This is a genomic window from Rhizobium sp. rho-13.1 (assembly GCF_007000305.1).
Lineage (GTDB): Bacteria > Pseudomonadota > Alphaproteobacteria > Rhizobiales > Rhizobiaceae > Rhizobium > Rhizobium rhododendri.
Genome location: NZ_SCFL01000008.1, coordinates 166163 through 186312 on the forward strand (window position 1 = coordinate 166163; position 20150 = coordinate 186312).

General features: G+C 61.6%; 11 protein-coding genes. All 11 read right to left on the reverse strand.

The window, feature by feature from the left end; translation table 11 throughout:
* Nucleotides 1-68 precede the first annotated feature (68 nt).
* Nucleotides 69-2036 carry a glycogen debranching protein GlgX gene (gene glgX, locus EQW76_RS19225; RefSeq protein WP_143123068.1) on the reverse strand — a complete coding sequence of 656 codons (1968 nt, stop codon included), beginning with the start codon at nt 2034-2036 and terminating at the stop codon, nt 69-71.
* An 8-nt stretch (nt 2037-2044) separates the two neighbouring features.
* Entirely contained in the window at nt 2045-3676 is a 1632-nt protein-coding gene (locus EQW76_RS19230) for an alpha-D-glucose phosphate-specific phosphoglucomutase (protein WP_142830533.1), read from the reverse strand.
* Between the two features lie 4 nt (nt 3677-3680).
* Nucleotides 3681-5123 carry a glycogen synthase GlgA gene (gene glgA, locus EQW76_RS19235; RefSeq protein ID WP_142830535.1) on the reverse strand — a complete coding sequence of 481 codons (1443 nt, stop codon included), beginning with the start codon at nt 5121-5123 and terminating at the stop codon, nt 3681-3683.
* Nucleotides 5124-5127: 4 nt separating this feature from the next.
* Nucleotides 5128-6390 (reverse strand): glucose-1-phosphate adenylyltransferase, encoded by a 1263-nt coding sequence (gene glgC / locus EQW76_RS19240; protein WP_142830536.1) that lies wholly within the window; start codon nt 6388-6390, stop codon nt 5128-5130.
* Nucleotides 6391-6410: 20 nt separating this feature from the next.
* Nucleotides 6411-8618 carry a 1,4-alpha-glucan branching protein GlgB gene (glgB, locus tag EQW76_RS19245; RefSeq protein WP_142830538.1) on the reverse strand — a complete coding sequence of 736 codons (2208 nt, stop codon included), beginning with the start codon at nt 8616-8618 and terminating at the stop codon, nt 6411-6413.
* Nucleotides 8618-11077 carry a glycogen/starch/alpha-glucan phosphorylase gene (locus tag EQW76_RS19250; protein WP_142830540.1) on the reverse strand — a complete coding sequence of 820 codons (2460 nt, stop codon included), beginning with the start codon at nt 11075-11077 and terminating at the stop codon, nt 8618-8620. Before EQW76_RS19250 ends, glgB begins: the two co-directional genes overlap by 1 nt.
* A gap of 278 nt (nt 11078-11355) precedes the next feature.
* Complete coding sequence (locus tag EQW76_RS19255; RefSeq protein ID WP_142830542.1) at nt 11356-12546, reverse strand: pilus assembly protein; 1191 nt, start codon at nt 12544-12546, stop codon at nt 11356-11358.
* A 120-nt stretch (nt 12547-12666) separates the two neighbouring features.
* Nucleotides 12667-13545, reverse strand: a complete 879-nt coding sequence (locus EQW76_RS19260; protein WP_142830544.1) for a transglutaminase family protein — start codon at nt 13543-13545, stop codon at nt 12667-12669.
* A 3-nt stretch (nt 13546-13548) separates the two neighbouring features.
* Nucleotides 13549-15966 (reverse strand): circularly permuted type 2 ATP-grasp protein, encoded by a 2418-nt coding sequence (locus tag EQW76_RS19265; RefSeq protein ID WP_142830546.1) that lies wholly within the window; start codon nt 15964-15966, stop codon nt 13549-13551.
* Nucleotides 15967-15978: 12 nt separating this feature from the next.
* Entirely contained in the window at nt 15979-19299 is a 3321-nt protein-coding gene (locus EQW76_RS19270; RefSeq protein WP_142830548.1) for a transglutaminase family protein, read from the reverse strand.
* Nucleotides 19300-19740: 441 nt separating this feature from the next.
* On the reverse strand, nt 19741-20150 hold a 410-nt coding region (locus EQW76_RS19275), incomplete at its 5' end, for a cupin domain-containing protein (protein ID WP_143123069.1).

Sequence of the window (20150 nt, forward strand, 5' to 3'; positions counted from 1 at the left end):
CTTCGATCGGTATCGATGACCAAGACGTACATCGCTCAGGCGATGAAAGCGATATGAATTCTTTAGGTTTATCGCCTCTGGACCAAGAAACGGACGATGCGTGAGGGGACCGAAATATGCCCGGCAACCTCCGCCTCACTGCCGGCGGAAAGCAGGCGCCACGGGTGGTCGCCCGAGACGGGAAGCGTGAACGTCTGCTCCGCATGCGTCCGGTTGATCACGACGGCGAGACGCGCCGGTTTCCGATCGAGACGGTCGACCGTGTTCAACACCATCGTCAACGTGGATAGATCGGGTGTCTGCCATTGCTCAACCGTCATCGACGCTGCAGAAAGCGAGAGCCAGGCGACGTCATCGTCGGTCAGGAAGTCGGTTTGCGAAAAAATCACGAAGCGCTTGCGGACATCTGCAAGAAACGCGGTATGGCTCACCAGTTCCTCGTCGAACGCCGCCCAGTCCACCCAGGTGATGGCGTTGTCCTGGCAATAGGCATTGTTGTTTCCGCGCTGCGAACGTCCAGCTTCGTCGCCGGATGTCAGCATGATCGAGCCGCGCGTTGCAAACAAGGTCGACAGCATCGCCATGACATCAGTGCGACGTCTCGTGATGATCTCGCTGTCGTCGGTTTCACCCTCGACACCGTTGTTCCAAGAGAGATTGTCGCTATGGCCGTCGCGGTTGTTCTCGCCGTTGGCCTCATTGTGCTTCTGGGTGTTGGAGACGAGGTCCATCAGTGTGAACCCGTCATGGGCGGCAAGGAAGCTGACGCTGCGGGTCTGCTTGCGGCCGTCGCGCTCGAACGATGGTGCCGAGCCGGCGAGCAGGGTCGCAAGATCGCCGGTCATGCCTTGGTCCCCGCGCCAGTAGCGGCGCGTGTCGTCGCGGGCGCGGTCGTTCCACTCGAGGAACGGCGCCGGGAAATTGCCGAGCTGGTAGCCGCCGGGACCGATATCCCAGGGTTCGGCGATCATGACCCTGTCGGCCAGTACGTCATCGGCCAGCATGGCGCTGAGCGTTTCGCCGTGGGGCTGGAAACCTTCGGCGGTACGGCCGATGATCGGCGCCAGATCGAAGCGGAAACCGTCTATGCCTGCCTGCAGCACGAAATGACGCAGGCTGTCTATGATCAGCTGGCGGATATAGGGATGGTCGCAGGCCACCGTGTTACCGGTGCCCGTGTCGTTGACGAGTTCACCGGGGCGTCCCTCCACGTGGCGGTAGAAAGACAGGTTGTCGAGACCACGCAGCGACAGGGTGCTGCCCTCCCGGTCGCTCTCGCCGGTGTGGTTGAACACCAGATCGAGAATGACGGCGATGCCTTCTGCATGCAGCGCTGCGACAGTGTCGCGAAGCTCCGTCATGCCGCCAGGGACCAGCCGGGGGTCGAGCGCCATGAACGACACCGGATTGTATCCCCAACCGTTGGTCAGCCCGAGCGGTGGCAGATGCCGCTCGTCGATCCAGGCGGTGATCGGCATCAGCTCGATGGCATCGACGCCGATCCGCTTCAAATGGCGGATAACCGCGGGATGGGCGAGGGCGCCGACCGTGCCGCGCCGACCCTCGGGGACATCGGTATTGAGGATGGTGAAGGGCTTGACGGCCACTTCGTAGATGAGACCACCGGGCGCGAACCGTGGTGCCTCGCGCCTTGCGGCGATGTCGGCTGTCACGACCGCCTTCGGCATCAGCGCTGCCGTATCCTCGCCGAAAATTCCGAGCCGGCTGTCGTAGACGAAGGGACGGTCGAAGATCCTGGCATAGGGGTCAGCGAGCAGTTTTGCCGGATCGAACCATAGGCCGTTATCGGGATCGTAGGGACCGTGCGCCCGGTAGCCGTAGCGCGCACCCTCTCTCAATCCCGGCAAGGCGATGCGGTGAACATCGCCATCCCGCGCCATCGGCAGGCGCGCCGTTTCAGCGCCCGCCATATCATAAATGCAGAGCTCGAGCAGGGTAGCGCGGCTGGACCATACCGCAAATTCGGCGCCGTCGGTTGTGAGGACGACGCCGCCCTGCTGCAGCTTTTTTGCCATCTGCCGGATCAGGTGATGACGGTCGGTGCAGGGCGACCCGTTCGTCCGCTGATGTCGGCAACCGACTGGGCTGCTGCGATCAGATCGGCAAGTGCTGCCTGCGTCTCGATGTTGTGGCGGGTCGAGTCCGGCTCGTAGCGCTCGATGTAGAGGCGCAGCGTTGCGCCAGACGTGCCGGTGCCTGAAAGCCGGAAGACGATGCGAGAACCGCCCTCGAACAGGATGCGGATGCCCTGGTTGTTACTGACCGACTTGTCGACCGGATCGTGGTAGGAGAAGTCGTCGGCGGACGTAACAGTCAGGTTGCCGATCTTGGTGCCCGGAAGAGTTGGCAGCTTTTCGCGCAGCGCGTCGATCAGGCCGTTGGCGGCTTCCGTGTCGACGCCTTCATAGTCGTGGCGCGAATAGTAGTTGCGGCCATAGGTCGCCCAATGCTGGCCCATGATGTCGGCAACGCTTTCGCCGCGCACCGCCAGGATGTTGAGCCAGAGCAGCACCGCCCAGAGGCCGTCCTTTTCGCGAACGTGGTTGGAGCCGGTGCCGGAGCTTTCCTCGCCGCAGATCGTCGCCATGCCGGCGTCGAGCAGGTTGCCAAAGAATTTCCAGCCGGTCGGCGTCTCGTACATGCCGATGCCGCGCTTTTCGGCGACCCGGTCCGCAGCCCCCGAAGTCGGCATGGAGCGGGCGATACCGACGATGCCGTGCGAATAGCCGGGTGCGAGGTTCGCATTGGCGGCAAGAATGGCGAGGCTGTCGGACGGGGTCACGTAGGCGCCCTTGCCGATGATCAGGTTACGGTCGCCGTCGCCATCGGATGCCGCACCGAAATCGGGGGCATCGTCGCTCATCATCTCTTCGTAGAGTTCATGGCAATTGGCGAGGTTCGGGTCCGGATGGTGGCCACCGAAGTCGGGAAGCGGCTTGAAGTTGCGGACAGATCCCGAGGGTGCGCCGAGGCGATTTTCGAGGATTTCCTTGGCATAGGGGCCGGTGACTGCGCTCATGGCATCGAAACAGATGCGGAAGCCGAGGCTGATCAGGTTGCGGATGGCGCCGAAGTCGAACAGCTCTTCCATAAGCGCTGCGTAGTCCTCGACCGAATCGATGACCGAGACGATCATGCCGCCCGGCATTTCTTCCTTGCCGATGCGGTCGAGATTGACGTCGGGGAAGTCGGCGATCTTGTAGCTGTCGATGACCTTGGTGCGTTCAAAGATAGCGTCGGTGATCTTTTCAGGGGCAGGGCCGCCGTTTCCGGTGTTGTATTTGATGCCGAAGTCTTCGGTCGGACCGCCGGGATTGTGGCTTGCCGAGAGGATGATGCCGCCGAAGGCCTTGTATTTGCGGATGACATGGGAGGCGGCCGGGGTCGACAGGATGCCGGCCTTGCCGACCATTACCTTGCCGAAGCCATTGGCTGCGGCCATCTTGATGGCCTTCTGGATGACATCGCGATTGTAGTAGCGACCGTCGCCGCCGATGACCAATATCTTGCCCTGAAAGCCTTCCAGCGAATCGAATATCGACTGGATAAAGTTCTCGGCATAGTTCGGCTGCTGAAATTCCGGGACTTTCTTGCGCAGGCCGGAAGTGCCGGGTTTCTGGTCAAGATAGGGTGTTGTCGGAACCGCTTTGATCATCGGGTTAGTTGCCTTTCGAGACGAGGCTGGAATAAAGGGCGGCGTAGCGCTCTGCGCTCTTTCCCCAGGATACGTCGGATTTCATGCCCTGCTTTTGCATCTGCGTCCAGAGTTTTCGATCCTGAAACAGCCGGATGGCGCGGCGCACTGCCTGCAAAAGGCCGTCTACCGTGACCGGTGCAAACTGCACACCGGTGGCGACTTTTGCCTGTAGAGCAGCGTGATTGGCGTCGATGACGGTGTCGTTCAGCCCACCGGTACGCGCTACGATCGGCACGCAGCCGTAGCGCAGGCCGTAGAGTTGGGTTAGCCCGCAAGGCTCGAAACGGGAGGGAATGATGATGCCGTCGCAGCCTGCCTGCATCAGGTGCGACATCGGTTCGTTATAGCCGACGGCCATGCCGACGCGGCCGGGATGGGCAGCGGTTGCTGCGAGCAATGCACCCTCGAGTGCTGCGTCGCCGGCGCCGAGGATAGCGAGTTTGGCACCCATGCCGACGATCTCGTCGATCGTGGTGGCGACGAGGTCCATACCCTTCTGCCAGGTCAGGCGGCTGATGATGCAGAAGATCGGGGCATTGTCGTTGTCGAGATGGAAATGGTCGATGATCGCCAGCCGGTTCTCGTCCCTCTTTGTGAGCTTCGAGAGGCTGAAGTTCTGGCTGATCATCGCATCGGTGTCCGGGTTCCAGACGTCTGAATCGATGCCGTTGACGATGCCGTGGAGGTCTCTCTGGCGGCTGGCAATGACGCCTTCCAGCCCCATGCCGAACTCGGGGGTGAGAATTTCTTCGGCGTAGGAGGGGCTGACGGTGGTGATCGCATGGGCTGCCTGCAGGCCGCCCTTCAGGTAGCAGACATCGCCATAGTATTCGACGCCTTCCATGGATAGGGCATGGCGCGGCAGCCTCAGCTTCGGGAAGATATCGTTGCCGAACTGGCCCTGGAAGGCGATGTTGTGGATGGTGACGACGCTCGGGATTTCCGGTGTCTCGCTGTAGCGCATGTAGACCGGCACCATGGCGGCCTGCCAGTCGTGGACATGGACGATGTCCGGCTTCCAGTCCGGGATCACTCCCGCGGCAATCTCGGCCCCGGCGAGCGACAGCGCGGCGAAGCGATGCCAGTTGTCGGGGTGGTCCCGACCGCGTTCATCGACATAGGGGCCGCCGGCCCGGTCGAAATAGGCCGGAGCGTCGAGAACCAGCACCGACATGCCGTGATGGTCGACCTCGAGCAGGGTGGCGGGGGCGCCGAGCAAGTCGCTGAAGACATGTACGACGACGGGTGATCTTATGACGCTCATCACTGCCCGGTAGCCGGGCAGCAGGGTTTTGGTGTCGATGCCGTGGCTCTTAAGCGCTCCGGGCAGGGCTCCGACAACGTCGGCCAGGCCCCCTGTCTTGATCAATGGGAAGACTTCGGACGCGACCGACAGGACTTTCATATTATCAAATATCCAGTTTATCGATCATCGATTGGGTGATCAGGCAGATACCGCCTTCGCTTCGGCGGAAGCGCTTGGCGTCGAGCTCGATGTCCTCACCGACAACCAGACCCTCCGGAATGGTGACGCCGTGGTCGATAACGACGTTCTTCAGCTGCGCCCGGCGCCCGATCTTGACGCTCGGCAGCACGACGGCACCTTCGAGGCGCGAATATGAGTTCGCCCTGACGCCGGTGAACAGCAGGCTGTTCGACAGTGTCGCGCCCGATATGATGCAGTCGCCCGCGACCAGCGAGGATACGGCCGAGCCGCGGCGGTCTTCGTCGTCATGGACGAATTTCGCCGGCGGGTTGATTTCGGCATAGGTCCAGATCGGCCAGCTCTTGTCGTAGATATCGAGTTCGGGGACGATGGCCGTCAGATCGACATTGGCCTGCCAGTAGGCGTCGATGGTGCCGACGTCGCGCCAGTAGGGCTCGTTCTCGAAGTCGGAGCGAACGCAGGACTGGGCGAAGCGGTGGGCGACGGCTTTGCCGTTCTTGACGATGTAGGGAATGATATCCTTGCCGAAGTCGCGGCTGGAATTTGGATCGGCCGCATCGCGGCGCAGCTCCTCGATCAGGAACTTGGTGCGGAAGACATAGATGCCCATCGACGCGAAGGAGCTTTCCGGCTTGCCCGGGATTGCGGGTGGATCGGCGGGCTTCTCGACGAAATCGATGATGCGGTCATGCTCGTCGACGTGCACCACGCCGAAGCCGACAGCCTCCATGCGCGGCACTTCCAGGCAGCCGATAGTGACGTCAGCGCCTGAGTCGACATGCTGCTGCAGCATGTATTCGTAGTCCATCTTGTAGACGTGGTCGCCGGCCAGGATCACCATGTATTCGACGCCGTAGTCCTGGATGATGTCGATGTTTTGGAAGACGGCGTCGGCGGTGCCCTCGTACCACTGCGTTTCGGAAACGCGCTGGCTGGCCGGGAGGATGTCGAAGCTTTCGTTACGCTCTGGGCGGAAGAAGTTCCAGCCGCGCTGCATGTGGCGGATCAGCGAGTGCGCCTTGTACTGCGTCGCAACGCCGATGCGACGGATACCGGAGTTAAGCGCGTTGGACAGCGCGAAATCGATAATGCGTGCCTTGCCGCCGAAGTACACCGCAGGCTTGGCGCGGCGGTCGGTCAGTTCCTTCAGGCGGCTTCCTCGGCCACCTGCGAGGACATAGGCCATAGCGTCGCGCGCCAGGGGCTGAATGCGTTTCTCTACCATTTTATCCTCCCAATCGATTCTTAAAATTCCGGTTCCAGCAGAATGGTCGCCAGCGGCGGCAGGGTGATGTTGGCCATGATGCTTCCCCCGGCATTAACGGCCTGCACCCGTCCTCCGTTCCCTTTGCCGCTGCCGCCATAGATGTCGGCATCGGTATTCAGGATCTCCCGCCAGCGCCCCTCCGCCGGCAGTGGAAGCGCATAGTTCTCCCGATAGACAGGCGTGAAATTGGTGATCACGGCAATCGGCTTTTCACCCGGTGCCTTGCGCAGCCAGGCATAGACCGAGTTGGTATCGTCATCCACGACGAGCCACTCGAAGCCTTCGCCCTCGCAGTCGCGGGCATGCAGCGACGGCTTGCTGCGGTAGGTGAAGTTGAGGTCGCGCACCAGCCGGCGCATGCCCTCGTGCATGCGGTATTGCAGCAGGTTCCAGTCGAGCGCTCGCTCCTCGCTCCATTCACTCCACTGGGCAAACTCCTGGCCCATGAACAACAGCTTCTTGCCGGGATAACCCCACATGAAGCCATAGAAAGCGCGCAGGTTGGCGAATTTCTGCCAGTCGTCGCCGGCCATCTTGGCGATCATCGAGCCCTTGCCGTGCACCACTTCGTCGTGGGAAATCGGCAGAACGAAATTTTCGGAATAGGCGTAGATCAGGCCGAAGGTCAGTTCGCTGTGGTGGTGCTTGCGATGCACGGGCTCGCGGGCAAGATAGCTCAGCGTGTCGTGCATGAAGCCCATGTTCCACTTGAAGCCGAATCCCAGTCCGCCTTCGTGCACGGGTGCTGAAACCTTGGGCCAAGAGGTGGACTCCTCGGCGATCGACATGACACCGGGGTGGCTGCCGTAGAGCCGCTTGTTCATCTCCTGGAGGAAACGAACGGCCTCGAGGTTTTCGTTGCCACCGTACTCGTTGGGCACCCATTCGCCGTGCTTGCGCGAATAGTCGAGGTAGAGCATCGAGGCGACGGCATCGACGCGCAAGCCGTCCAGGTGGAATTTCTCGGCCCAGTAGACGGCGTTGTTGAGCAGGTAGGAGACGACCTCGGTGCGACCGAAATTGTAGATCGCGGTGTTCCAGTCAGGATGAAAGCCCTGGCGTGGGTCGGCATGCTCGTAAAGGGCCGTGCCGTCGAAATGCCGGAGGCCGTGGGCGTCGGTCGGAAAGTGCGCCGGCACCCAGTCTAGGATGACGCTGACGCCGACCTTGTGGGCGCCGTTGACGAAGCGGGCAAAGCCTTCGGGCTCTCCGAACCGGGCCGTCGGGGCATAGAGACCGGTGGTCTGGTAGCCCCAGGAGGGATCGTAGGGGTGCTCGGTGATGGGCAGGAATTCGATATGGGTAAAGCCCATGTCGACGACGTAGGGGATCAGCCGTGAGGCCATCTCGTCCCAGGACAGCATCGTGCCATCGTCGTTGCGCTGCCAGGAGCCGGCATGCACTTCGTAGATGGAAATCGGCTGGCGACGGTGGTCGACATCCGACCAATGCTTTCTGTGGGCATCGTCTTCCCAGTCCTGCACCAGTTCCGGCGTCGTCACCGATGCGTTCTTCGGACGCATCTCGCCGCGTCGTGCATAGGGATCGGCCTTAAGGGGCTGCAGATCGCCGTCCTTGCCGATGATCTCGTACTTGTAGGTGACGCCGGTCCGGACGTCCGGGGCAAAGATTTCCCAGATACCGCTGTCGCTGCGCAGCCGCATGACGTGGCGGCGGCCGTCCCAGCCGTTGAATTCGCCGACGACGGAAACCCGGCGTGCGTTCGGTGCCCAGACGGCGAAATGGAAGCCGTGGACGCCTTCATGCTTCAGCGGGTGGGCGCCCATCTTGTCGAACAGGCGAAGATCGGAGCCTTCGCGAGCGTAATAATCGTCCATTGGGCCGAGCACGGGGCCGAAGGAATAGGGATCCGTGACGGCCCATTCCGCATCGTCGCGGCGGGCGCGGTAGCGCACCGGCTGCAGCTTCGAAAGAGTTACCGGCCCTGCGAAAAATCCGGCTGGATCGAGCATTTCGAGTTCGCCGATCAACGTACCGTCGATGGTGGTCGCGCTGACTGCCTCGGCACCGGGAACGAAGCATCGGACGACAAAGCCTTCGTCCGTCTGCTGCACCCCGAGGACCGAAAACGGGTCGGTATGCTCTGCGTTCAGTATCGCTGCGATCGTCTCGGCGGAGACGTTCTTTGCGGCCGTGCCTTCAGCGCCGGCTTTTCGTTTCTTCATCAAGCTCTCCAGATCTCATCCGCATACTGGCGGATGGTCCGGTCGGATGAGAACCAGCCCATGCGCGCCGTATTGCAGATGGTCTTGTTGTACCAGGTCGCCTTATCAGCCCAGAGAAGGTCGACGTCGCGCTGGGCGGCGGCGTAGCTGTCGAAATCGGCAGCAACCATGAACCAGTCATGGGCATAGATACCTTCGATCAGGTCGGTGTAGCGATTGCGGTCGTCCGGCGAAAATACGCCCGAGGAGATGGCAGCCAGCGCCTGTGCCAGTTCGCGGGACTGCTCGATCACCTGGCGTGGGTTGTGCCCGTCGGTCCTGACCTTGGCAACCTGCTCGGCGGTAAGACCGAAGATGACGATGTTGTCGGCGCCGACATTGTCGCGCATCTCGACATTCGCGCCGTCCAGCGTGCCGATGGTGAGCGCGCCGTTGAGGCCAAATTTCATGTTGCCGGTGCCGGACGCTTCCATGCCGGCGGTCGAGATCTGCTCCGACAGGTCGGCAGCGGGCACCATCACTTCGGCAAGCGAGACGTTATAGTTCGGAATGAATACGACCTTCAGGAGACCGCGCACCGACGGGTCGTTGTTGATGACCTTGGCGACATCGTTGATCAGCTTGATGATCAGCTTTGCGTTGTGATAGCTCGGCGCCGCCTTGCCGGCGAACAGTTTGACGCGCGGCTGCCAGTCGAGTTCGGGATGCGATCGGATCTGGTCGTAGAGGGCCACGGTCTCGACGATATTGAGGAGCTGGCGCTTGTATTCGTGGATGCGCTTGATCTGGATGTCGAACATGGCATTCGGATCCAGCTTGATGCCCATGCGGCCGGCGACCAGATTGGAAAGACGAGCCTTGTTGTCGCGCTTGATCTTGGCGAATTTTTCCTGGAAGGCGGCATCGCCGGCGAAAGCGTCGAGCGGCTTAAGCTTCTCGGCATCGTCCATGAAGGCGTCGCCGATGGTTTCGCGGATCAGGCTTGTCAGCCCCGGATTGCACTGCATCAGCCAGCGGCGCGGCGTGATGCCGTTGGTCTTGTTGTTGATGCGGTCGGGATAGAGCTTGTTCAAGTCCGCGAAAACCGTGTCCTTCATCAGCTCGGTATGCAGGGCAGACACGCCGTTGATGGAATGCGAGCCGATGAAGGCGAGGTTGCCCATCCGCAGGCGACGTTCGCCGCTCTCGTCGATCATCGAAACGCTGCGGATCTCGGCGTCGGTGAAGTTGTGCACCTTGCGCGCTTCGAGCAGCACTGTGGTGTTGATCGCGTAGACGATCTGCATGTGGCGCGGCAGCAGCCGTTCGAACAAGGGGATCGGCCAGCTTTCCAGCGCTTCCGGCAGCAGCGTGTGGTTCGTGTAAGAAAACGTCTTGCGGGTGATGTCCCAGGCGGCGTCGAATTCGAAGCCGTGGACGTCGACCAGCAGGCGCATCAGTTCCGGAACGGAGACGGCCGGATGGGTGTCGTTCAGCTGGATGGCGACCTTGTCCGGCAGCGATGTCAGGTCGTCATATTGCTGCAGGTGGCGGCGGATAATGTCCTGCAGCGAGGCAGAGCAGAAGAAGAACTCCTGGCGAAGGCGCAGTTCCTGGCCGGCCGGCGTGCCGTCTGCCGGGTAGAGGACGCGGGTCAGGCTTTCAGCCTTGTTGCTCTCGCGCAGTGCGCCGATATGATCGCCCGCGTTGAAGGCGTCGAGCAGGATCGGATCGATCGGCTGGGCTGCCCACAGGCGCAGCGTGTTGACGCGCTTGCCGCGCCAGCCGACGACGGGTGTATCGAAGGCCGCCGCGATCACTCGCTCTGCGGGCTTCCAGACATAGCGCGGCGCATCCTCGTTGCCGGCGACGATTTCCACGGCACCGCCGTAGCCAACCTCGTAGGCACTCTCGCGGCGCTCGAATTCCCAAGGGTTGCCGTGCGCCAGCCAGGTCTCCGGCAGTTCGACCTGCCAGCCATCTGCCATCTGCTGGCGGAACAGGCCGTGCACGTAGCGGATGCCGTAGCCGTAGGCGGGCACGTCGACCGTGGCCATCGACTCCATGAAGCAGGCGGCGAGACGGCCGAGGCCGCCGTTGCCAAGCGCTGCATCAGGCTCGAGGCTGGCGATGACGTTGACGTCGACACCGAGCGAGGTGAGGGCCTCGGTGATCTCTTCCATCAATTCGAGATTGGAAATGGCATCGCGCATGAGGCGACCGATGAGGAATTCCAGAGACAGGTAATAGACGCGCTTGGCGCCGGATGCGTAGGTTTTGCGGGTGGATTCCATCCAGCGGTCTATGATCCGGTCACGGATGACGAGGATGGTTGCGGTGAGCCAGTCGTGCGGCTTGGCGACCTTGGCATCCTTGCCGATACGGTAGGTCAGGCGCTCGATGATTTCTTCGGCCAGAATCTCAGGACGGGAACTGCGGGGCGCGGGCGCGGGGAGTGAGGCCTTTGAAATCGTATTCATGGTTGGTCTCGCCATTTATGATTTGTAATCAGAGTGTTAAATCTGAATAAATCGTTTTCCGAACGCGTCTCTGCCTCCAGTTTATGCACCGATATAGAGCAGTTGCAACAAAGGAATATCGCGAAAGCGGAAAATAGCCGGAGAGGTTGGTGCGGCACGTCAATTGCGCGCGCCAAAGGGCTGATTTCGGCAGCAAGCAACACCCTGGACGCGAAAGAAAACCCGCTCCGAGGGGTGGAGCGGGTGTGGTGGTTGGGTGATAAGGTAGAGCGAACTCGCTACTTGGTCATCAACGTCAACTGCAGCGTGGCTTTCTCGCCGATTGCCTTGAAGGCCGCAATCAGGTCATCGGAATTTTCCGCTTTGAAGTAAGTTGATGGCGAGGTCGCGCAATAGTTGAGCAAGGCCTGGCCGTTTGAAGGCGCCATCAACGCTACTGTGTAGACTTGGAAGCCTGCGGTTCTGGCCTTATCGCAATATGTTTTGGTCGTAGCATCGGCATTGGCAACGTTGTTGTCGCCATCCGTCATGAAAACGATATATTTGGTTGGAACCTGGCCGTTTTTGTTGTGATGGGCGGTGTCTTCGGTCGAAGCTATCAGAGCTTCGTATGCATTTTTAAAGGCGCCGCTTGAATCGGTTGTGCCATCAGCAGTTAACTTGTTGACATAGGAACTGATGTCTGACGTTCCCCAGGTCAGGGCCGATGCGGTTTGGGCCTGGTTATTGTAGGAATCGCCGCCGGTTCGGACATAGAGCATGTTCGGATCAGCTTTCTTCAACTGCGCGGTGAGATTGGTCACGGCAATCTTGAGAGATTCCATTTTGCTGTAGTAGTTGGTGACGGTCCGTTGGCGGAAACAAAAGTTGCCGATTGCTAAATCGCATACCGTTTTCGTCGGAGTCGTGGCGTTGACGGTCGCAGTGTCTTCGTCCATCGAGCCGGACCGGTCGAGTACCAGATACATCGACAGCGCGTTCTTGCTTTCCGTGGCGCTCGACGTTGAACTGCCCGCACCGATTTTGACGGTGTTCAAGCCCAAGAGACGGGTCAGGCCGTTGACGTTCATGTTATATCCGGAGCTGACCGATACGCTGAAGATCTTGCCTGTTGCACCATTGGCGGCTTGCGTCACACTGACGGTGGTGCTCGACTTGATCGCTGCCAAGGCTGTGGCGTCGCCCGCCATATAGTTGGCCATCTGACCGGTGACGAAGTCCTTGCCAAATTGCGTTGCCGTGGTGCTGTCAATGTCGCCAGCGGCCAAAGCGCTGGCTGTCGCCAGTGCTGCGGCATCGGTCGCATTTTGAACCTGGTTCTTCGACAACACCATGTTGGAGACGTCTACCGCCACTCCGGCGCCGGCAAATACGACGGGCACCGCTAGCGCCGTCAGAATGCCGAAATTGCCGCTCCGGTCGCTGAAAAAACGGCGCAAGCCGAAACCGGATCTGAAATTGGTGCTCATCATGTTCACCTAAGGTATTGCCCCACAACTCTGGGTACCCTAGTCGGGTAATCCTTTTCATTGCATTGACAACTTAGGTACGATTTGAGCGATCCGGTCGCATATTCCAGTTTTGGGAATCTAGCCGAGCGGAATGACGTCGACTGCCTGGTCGATCTTCTGGCTGCCGTAGCTCTTCACCACGCCGATGACCGGTGCGACATCGGAATAGTCGCGGCCGTAGGCGACGACGATGTGGTCTGTGCTTGCCGGTATATCGTTGGTCGGATCTAGCTCTATCCAGCCGACGGTTTCACCGCACCATGCGCGCACCCAGGCGTGCATTGCATCGGCGCCTTCGAGCCGCGTCTTGCCGGGTGGCGGGATGGTGCGCAGGAAGCCGCTGACGTAGCCGGCGGGGATGCCGAGGCTGCGCAGCGCGATGATCATGATGTGTGAAAAATCCTGGCAGACGCCGCGTTTCAGCTTGAAGGCCTCGTTCGGCGTCGTGTCGACATTCGTCGCCTTGCCGTCATAGGTGAAGTCCTCGTAGATCTTAGAGCACATTGCGCGGACGATCTGCATCACCGTTAGCGGGCTCGATGCCCACTGGCGGGCATAGTCGGCAATCTCGGTGCTTTCCGACAGGCGCGGACTGGCGCTCAGGAAATGGTGCGGAGACAGCGCATCGACAGACCAGCAATCGGCGATCTCGTCTGCAAGGTCCGGCAGAAGCGGCGAGAAATCTGCCGTGGTTGCGAGGCTTTCGACGTGTACGCGGGCCTTCATGCGGATCTCGAGCTTTTCATGGGGCTTGCGCACCAGGAGCGAGGTCGTCGGATGCAGGAAGAAGTCGGTAAACAGCCTCTGCTCTTCCGGGACAGGCGAGATCGTCAGGGAACCCGCTACCAGCCGCTGGCGGCCCGGCAGCGACAGGGGAAGCAACCGCAGCATGTGACGGGCGTTGGAGGCCGGGATCTGGTAGGTATAGCCCATTTTCAGGGACAGGTCGTATTGCATGATCTATCCCAGATAGGTGTGAGCCAGAAGGTCCGACAGATGTTCGAGTTCGCGCTCAAGCCGTTGGTAGGCGTCGGCCGTCATGGTTTCAGGCGTCAACACTGCCAGGCCCGATTGTAGCCTGAGTGCCTCGCGACAGAAGGGCGACATCTGGCCATTGACGGTGGCGCCGGGAAGTTGCGCCACCTCGCGGTGGATCTCGTTCAACTGGAACAGGATCGAGCGCGGATTGAGCGGGTCGAGCGCCAGGAGGTCGGTGACCGTCAGCCGCGCGGTGTTGACGTTGTAGCGCCGACGGTGGGTCATGACGCTGTCGCCGATCTCCAGCAGCATGTCGAGCGATCCGTCCGGCGCATCCGGGCCTGACATATGGCCGAGTACACGAGTCATGAACAGGCCACGCTCGATGTAGCGACCGAGGGACAGGAAGCGCCAACCGGTGAAGCGGTACATGTTTTCGTGCACCAGACCGGCAAAGCCTGCAAGCTTGCGCAAAAGGATCGTCATCGCATGGCTGGCGTCGTCGCCGGCCTTCACGTGGTCCTTGAAACGGCGGGCGGTCTTGGCGAGATCGTTGAGGGCCAGCCAGCCGTCGGGTGAAAAGCGGTCGCGGATGTTGCTAGCGGAATAGACGGCGCTCTCGATATTGCGCAGCAGGGTTTCCGGCACAGCCTCCTTGGTGTCGATGTCGACGATGCCGAGATAGTCGCTGACGTCTGCCAGCAGCGGCTGCTTGGGATCGGCGGATTCTGCGAAACGGCCATGCCAAGCGCGAAGGATGCGCAGCGCGCCTTCGGCCCGCTCGATGTAGCGGCCCAGCCAGAACAGGTTGTCGGCGGCGCGGCTCGGGAGGCTTCCGGGCATGTTGCGCGTGAAAGTTTCCTCGGCCGGCAACAGCGTGTGGCGCTCGACGGGTTTGTCGCTGACGATCCAGACATCGGCGGCCGAGCCGCCGGCCTGCATGGCGATGGCGGCCACATCGTCGCCGCTGCCGATGCGGGCAAAGCCGCCGGGCATGATCTTCCAGCCGTTCTCGGTGCGAGCGGCGAAAACGCGCAGGCTCATCGGCCGCGGCTGCAGCTTGCCGTTTATCCAGGCCGGAGTGGTCGACAGGGTGACGACCTCCTGTCCAACCAGCTTGCGGCCGTCGCTCTTCAGCCAGTCGGCAATCGATTCCTTTGCCGTGGCACGCAGGGTCGAGCCGAGCACGGACTGGCCGTTGTCGTCGAAGAAGGGCAGGCGGGAATAGGCCGGCCCGATCACCATCTTCTCGATGTTGCGGGCGACCTGGGCACGTTCTGCCTTCTGGCCGCACCACCAGGTGGCGATCGACGGCAGTTTCAGCTCTTCGCCCAGCAGGTGGCGCGATATGGTCGGCATGAAGGCCAGCAGCGCCCGCGTCTCGAGGACACCGGAGCCAAGCGCATTGACGATGGTCACCGATTGCGAGCGCAACGCCTCGACAAGGCCGGGAGTGCCGATATGCGAGTGCTGCGCGAGTTCCAGGGGGTCGGCATAGTTGGAGTCCAGGCGACGCCAGAGGACGCTGATCGGCTTCAGTCCGGCGACGGTTCGTACCATCACCTGATTGTTGACGACTGTCAGGTCTTCGCCCTCGAGCAGCATAAAGCCGAGATAGCGGGCGATATAGGCGTGCTCGTAATAGGTCTCGTTTGCGGGGCCGGGCGAGAGAACTGCGATCCTGCCGTCACCGCCCTGCTTCATGGCCTGCAACGTATCGCGGAAGGCGCCGAAGAACGAGGCGAGCCGATGCACGCTGGCATCGGCATAGAGATCGGAAAAGGCACGGGTGGTGGCAACACGGGTTTCAAGCGCGAAGCCCGCTCCGGACGGGGCCTGGGTCCTGTCGGCCAGCACCCACCAGTTGCCATCTGGCCCACGGCCGATCTCGAAAGCCAGGAAATGCAGATAGTGGCCGCCCGCCGGTTTCACGCCGACCAGCGGTCGCAGGAATTCCGGGTTGGAGCCCACCAAAGCCGGTGGGAGATAGCCTTCCTTGACCAGGGTGTTGTCGCCGTAGATGTCGGCGATGACCTTTTCCAGCAGGTTCGCGCGCTGCACCAGGCCTTCCGACAGGGTCTGCCATTCACGCTCGTCGATAAGCACTGGAATATGCGATATCGGCCAGTTGCGTTCGGTGACACCCTTGGTGCCGTAGTCGCGGTAGAAGACGCCGGCATCGCGGAGATAACGGTCGGCGCGGGCAAAGCGCTCGTGCAGCTCCTTTTCCGGCATGCGGCTGAGGCCCGCCAGAAACTTCTGCCAGACGGGACGCACGGCGCCGGATTTGTCGACCATCTCGTCTGCGACGCCGGGCATGGCGGCATAGGCAAAGGCCGGATCGATGCCGATGTCAGCCGTTGCCTTTTCCGTACCTACAGTTGCCGGTTTCTTGGACATCGCGTTCTCAGTTCAAATTCCGGTCGGACGCCTGAGATCCAGGGTCAGCGGAAATTCCGGGGATGTCAGTTCTGGCCGCAGGGGATAGGCGCCAGCAGTGTGGCCCCACGGTTCGAAGCGGGCAAGGCGGCGAGCTTCCGCCTCGTTGTTGTTCACCGGGAAAGTCTCATAGTTGCGACCGCCGGGATGCGCAACATGGTAGATGCAGCCGCCGATCGACCGCTGCGACCACGTATCGTAGATATCGAAGGTCAGCGGCGTGTTGACGGGCAGTACCGGGTGCAGCCCGGAGGCCGGATGCCAGGCCTTGAAACGCACGCCGGCAACCGAGACGCCGGCGACGCCCGTTGGTGTCAGCGGCACGGCGCGGCCGTTGCAGGCGACGGTGTAGCGCGATGGGTTGTTGCTTTCCAACCGGACCTGCAGCCTCTCGACCGATGAATCGACGAAGCGGACGGTTCCGCCGATTGCCCCTTCCTCGCCCATGACATGCCATGGTTCGAGTGCCTGGCGAAGTTCCAGCTTGTTGCCTTCGTATTCGACTTCGCCAGAGAACGGGAAGCGGAATTCGAGTTGTGCCTGGAACCACTCCGGCCTCAGGTCGAAGCCGTGGGCCTTGAGATCGGCGAGCACCTCGAGGAAATCCTGCCAGATATAGTGCGGCAGCATGAAGCGGTCGTGCAACGACGTTCCCCAGCGGACCAGCCGGCCGTCGATCGGCGCCTTCCAGAAGCGTGCGATGAGCGCGCGGACCAGCAATTGCTGGGCAAGGCTCATGCGGGCATTCGGCGGCATTTCGAAACCACGGAACTCCACGAGGCCGAGGCGGCCAGTCGGGCCATCCGGGGAAAACAGCTTGTCGATGCAGATTTCCGAGCGGTGGGTATTGCCGGTGACGTCGATCAGCACGTTGCGGAACAGCCGGTCCACGAGCCACGGAAGCGGCGGCTCGCCCATTCCCGGCGCCGGCACCTGGGACATGGCGATTTCCAGCTCGTACAGGCTGTCGTGACGGGCTTCGTCGAAGCGCGGCGCCTGGCTCGTCGGTCCGATGAACAGGCCGGAGAACAAGTAGGACATCGAGGGATGGCGTTGCCAGTGCAGCACCAGGCTCTTCAGAAGATCCGGGCGGCGCAGGAACGGGCTGTCGGCGGGGTTCTTGCCGCCGACGACGACGTGGTTGCCGCCGCCGGTGCCGGTGTGGCGCCCGTCGATCAGAAACTTGTCAGTGCCGAGACGCGTCTGGCGTGCCTCTTCATAGACGGTCGTGGTGATGGCGACACATTCCTGCCAGCTGGCGGCAGGGTGGATGTTGACTTCGATGACGCCCGGATCGGGAGCGACACGGATGACGTTGATGCGTTCGTCGTGGGGCGGCGGGTAGCCTTCGATATGGATCGGCAGGTTGAGCTCGGCTGCTGCGTTTTCGGCCGCAGCGATCAGCTCGAGGTAGTCCTCGATACGCTCGACCGGCGGCATGAACACGCAGAGGCGGCCATCGCGCGGCTCGACGGACATGGCCGTGCGCACGGCGCCGCCGATTTCGCCGAGGGTCTGTTCGACCCGCGATTGGCCGCTGTCGTCGGTCTGGAAGGAGGCTTCCGGCATGGCGCGGCCGGCCGGCACCACGACATCAGGCAGCGGTACGCGGGGGATCGAGGGATCTGCCTCGTGGATGTAGGGATAGCTCGAAGGCGGCACGTAGGGCAGGGTGCCGAGCGGCAGGCGATAGCCGACGGGGCTGTCGCCGGGCACGAGGAAGATCTTGCCGCGGCGGGTCTTCCATTTTTCGCTGATCCAGCGCTGGCCGCTGGCCTTGGCGTTCCACGCCTGGACCGGCAGGATATAGCCGGTCGCCACCGTCAGGCCGCGCTCGAAAACGCGAGCGATGCGGTTGCGCTCCTCGGGGTCCTTCAGCTTCGAATTTGACGGATCGACGTTTTCGGGCAGGCTGCCTTCCTTGATGATCCATTCAGCCGGATCCTCATAGGCCGGCAGCACCATGTCGGGCTCGATGGCCAGTTCCTTGGCGATGGCGGTGAGCAGATTGCCGGCATCTTCGGCCTTGACGCCGGTGTCGGCGCCTTCGGCGGCAATGAGGGCGGGGTTCTGCCAGATCGGCTTGCCGTCCTTGCGCCAATAAAGTGAGAAGGTCCAGCGGGGCAGGCTTTCGCCCGGATACCACTTGCCCTGGCCGTAATGCAGGAAGCCGCCGGGTGCAAAGCGTTCGCGCAGCTTGCGGATCAGCTTGTCGGCGAGATCGCGCTTCGTCGGGCCGACGGCAGCGGTGTTCCATTCCTCGCCCTGCAGGTCGTCTATCGACACAAAGGTCGGTTCGCCGCCCATGGTCAGGCGGACATCTTGGTCGACCAGAACCTTGTCAACGGCCTCGCCGAGGGCGTTCAGCGCTTGCCAGGACTCTTCTGAAAACGGCTTGGTGATCCGCGGATGCTCGGCGACGCGGGTCACGTTCATGGCGAAATCGAATTCGGTGTTGGCCTGGCCGAAGATAGCGCCGGAGATCGGCGCCGCGTTTCGGTAGTGCGGCGTTGCTGCCAGCGGGATGTGGCTCTCGCCGGTCAGGAGGCCGGAGGTCGGGTCGAGGCCGATCCAGCCGGCGCCGGGCAGATAGACTTCGCACCAAGCGTGCAGGTCGGTGAAATCGACTTCCGTACCGGAGGGACCGTCGAGCGCTTTCAGGTCAGGAGCCAGCTGAATCAGGTAGCCGGAAACGAAACGGGCGGCAAAGCCGAGGTTGCGCAGCACTTCCACCAACAGCCAGCTGGTGTCGCGGCAGGAGCCAAGCGCTGCCAGCAGCGTCTCCTCCGGCGTCTGGACGCCGGGCTCCATGCGGATCACGTAGTTGATGTCGCGCTGCAGGCGGGCATTCAGGTCGACGACGAAATTCGTGGTCCCGGTCGGGGAGCGGTCGATGGTCGCCATGAAGGCCGCCAACGCATCGCTCATGGGTTCTGGCTGCATGTAGATCTTCAAGTCGTCGCGAAGGTCCTCCGGATACTCGAAGGGCCACATCTGCGCCGATTCCTCGACGAAGAAATCGAACGGATTATAGACCGTCATGTCGGCGACGAGATCGACCTCGATCTTGAATTCGGTGACCGGCTCAGGGAAGACATAGCGGGCGAGGTAGTTGCCGTAAGGGTCTTGCTGCAGGTTGACGAAGTGATTTTCCGGCGAAATCTTCAGCGAATGGCTGATGACGCGGGTCTTCGAATGCGAGGCCGGTTTCAGCCTTATGATCTGCGGCCCGAGCCGGACCGGCGTGTCATACTTGTAGTGCGTCAGGTGGTAGATACTTGCTTTGATGGACATATTTTTTTCTTTTGCCAGCTATTCCCGAGGGGATAGTGTGCAATGCAACGACAGAAAGCAAGGCGCTTTACCGACCGTGTCCACATCCTGGCCCTAAAGCGCCAATAGCGGGCCTTTGCCCGCCGTCAGACGGCTGCCAAACTTGAAGAAGCTTTGTTTGACGAGGGCGATACCCCACTCGCCGTGATCCTCGCCCTTGTGGCGGGGGTCCAGAGATACGACGTCTGTCGGGTCAAAGACTCCTTCAGCTCAAGGACTTGAGCTGACCGGATCCCCGCCACAAGGGCGAGGGGGAGTGGGGCGAGGGGGAGTGGGGCGAGGATGGGAGGGGAGTTTGGCAACCGGCTCAAATTCCCGAGTGACCTGTAGATTTATATCATACCTTTGTCAGTAGTCTGACGGCGGGCTTTCGCCCGCCGCCGGCCCAGTCGGTCGTATGCCTCAGGTGCGGCCGAATTCGTCGTTGAGGCGGATGATGTCGTCCTCGCCGAAATAGGAGCCGGTCTGCACCTCGATCAGCTCCAGCAGGATCTTGCCCGGATTGGCCATGCGGTGGACTTCGCCGAGCGGAATGTAGACGGACTCGTTCTCGCGCACGACCTGCACCTTGTCGCCGATGGTGACTTCGGCCGTTCCCTTGACGACGATCCAGTGCTCGGAGCGGTGATGGTGTTTCTGCAGCGACAGCTTCTTGCCAGGCGTCACGAAGATGCGCTTCACCTGGAAGCGGTCGCTCTTGATCAGCGACGTATAGCCGCCCCAGGGGCGATAGGACGTGGGATGGGTTTCGGTGAGCGTCGCGGTCTTCTTGTGGCCGGCCAGCAGCTTGACCAGCTTGCCGACATCCTGGC

What these genes read in the sequence shown, in the direction of transcription:
- glgB (WP_142830538.1), bottom strand. Translation starts at nt 8,618, where the DNA reads ATGAAGAAACGAAAAGCCGGCGCTGAAGGCACGGCCGCAAAGAACGTC.
- EQW76_RS19255 (WP_142830542.1), bottom strand. Translation starts at nt 12,546, where the DNA reads ATGAGCACCAATTTCAGATCCGGTTTCGGCTTGCGCCGTTTTTTCAGC.
- glgX (WP_143123068.1), bottom strand. Translation starts at nt 2,036, where the DNA reads ATGGCAAAAAAGCTGCAGCAGGGCGGCGTCGTCCTCACAACCGACGGC.
- glgC (WP_142830536.1), bottom strand. Translation starts at nt 6,390, where the DNA reads ATGGTAGAGAAACGCATTCAGCCCCTGGCGCGCGACGCTATGGCCTAT.
- glgA (WP_142830535.1), bottom strand. Translation starts at nt 5,123, where the DNA reads ATGAAAGTCCTGTCGGTCGCGTCCGAAGTCTTCCCATTGATCAAGACA.
- EQW76_RS19270 (WP_142830548.1), bottom strand. Translation starts at nt 19,299, where the DNA reads ATGTCCATCAAAGCAAGTATCTACCACCTGACGCACTACAAGTATGAC.
- EQW76_RS19230 (WP_142830533.1), bottom strand. Translation starts at nt 3,676, where the DNA reads ATGATCAAAGCGGTTCCGACAACACCCTATCTTGACCAGAAACCCGGC.
- EQW76_RS19250 (WP_142830540.1), bottom strand. Translation starts at nt 11,077, where the DNA reads ATGAATACGATTTCAAAGGCCTCACTCCCCGCGCCCGCGCCCCGCAGT.
- EQW76_RS19260 (WP_142830544.1), bottom strand. Translation starts at nt 13,545, where the DNA reads ATGCAATACGACCTGTCCCTGAAAATGGGCTATACCTACCAGATCCCG.
- EQW76_RS19265 (WP_142830546.1), bottom strand. Translation starts at nt 15,966, where the DNA reads ATGTCCAAGAAACCGGCAACTGTAGGTACGGAAAAGGCAACGGCTGAC.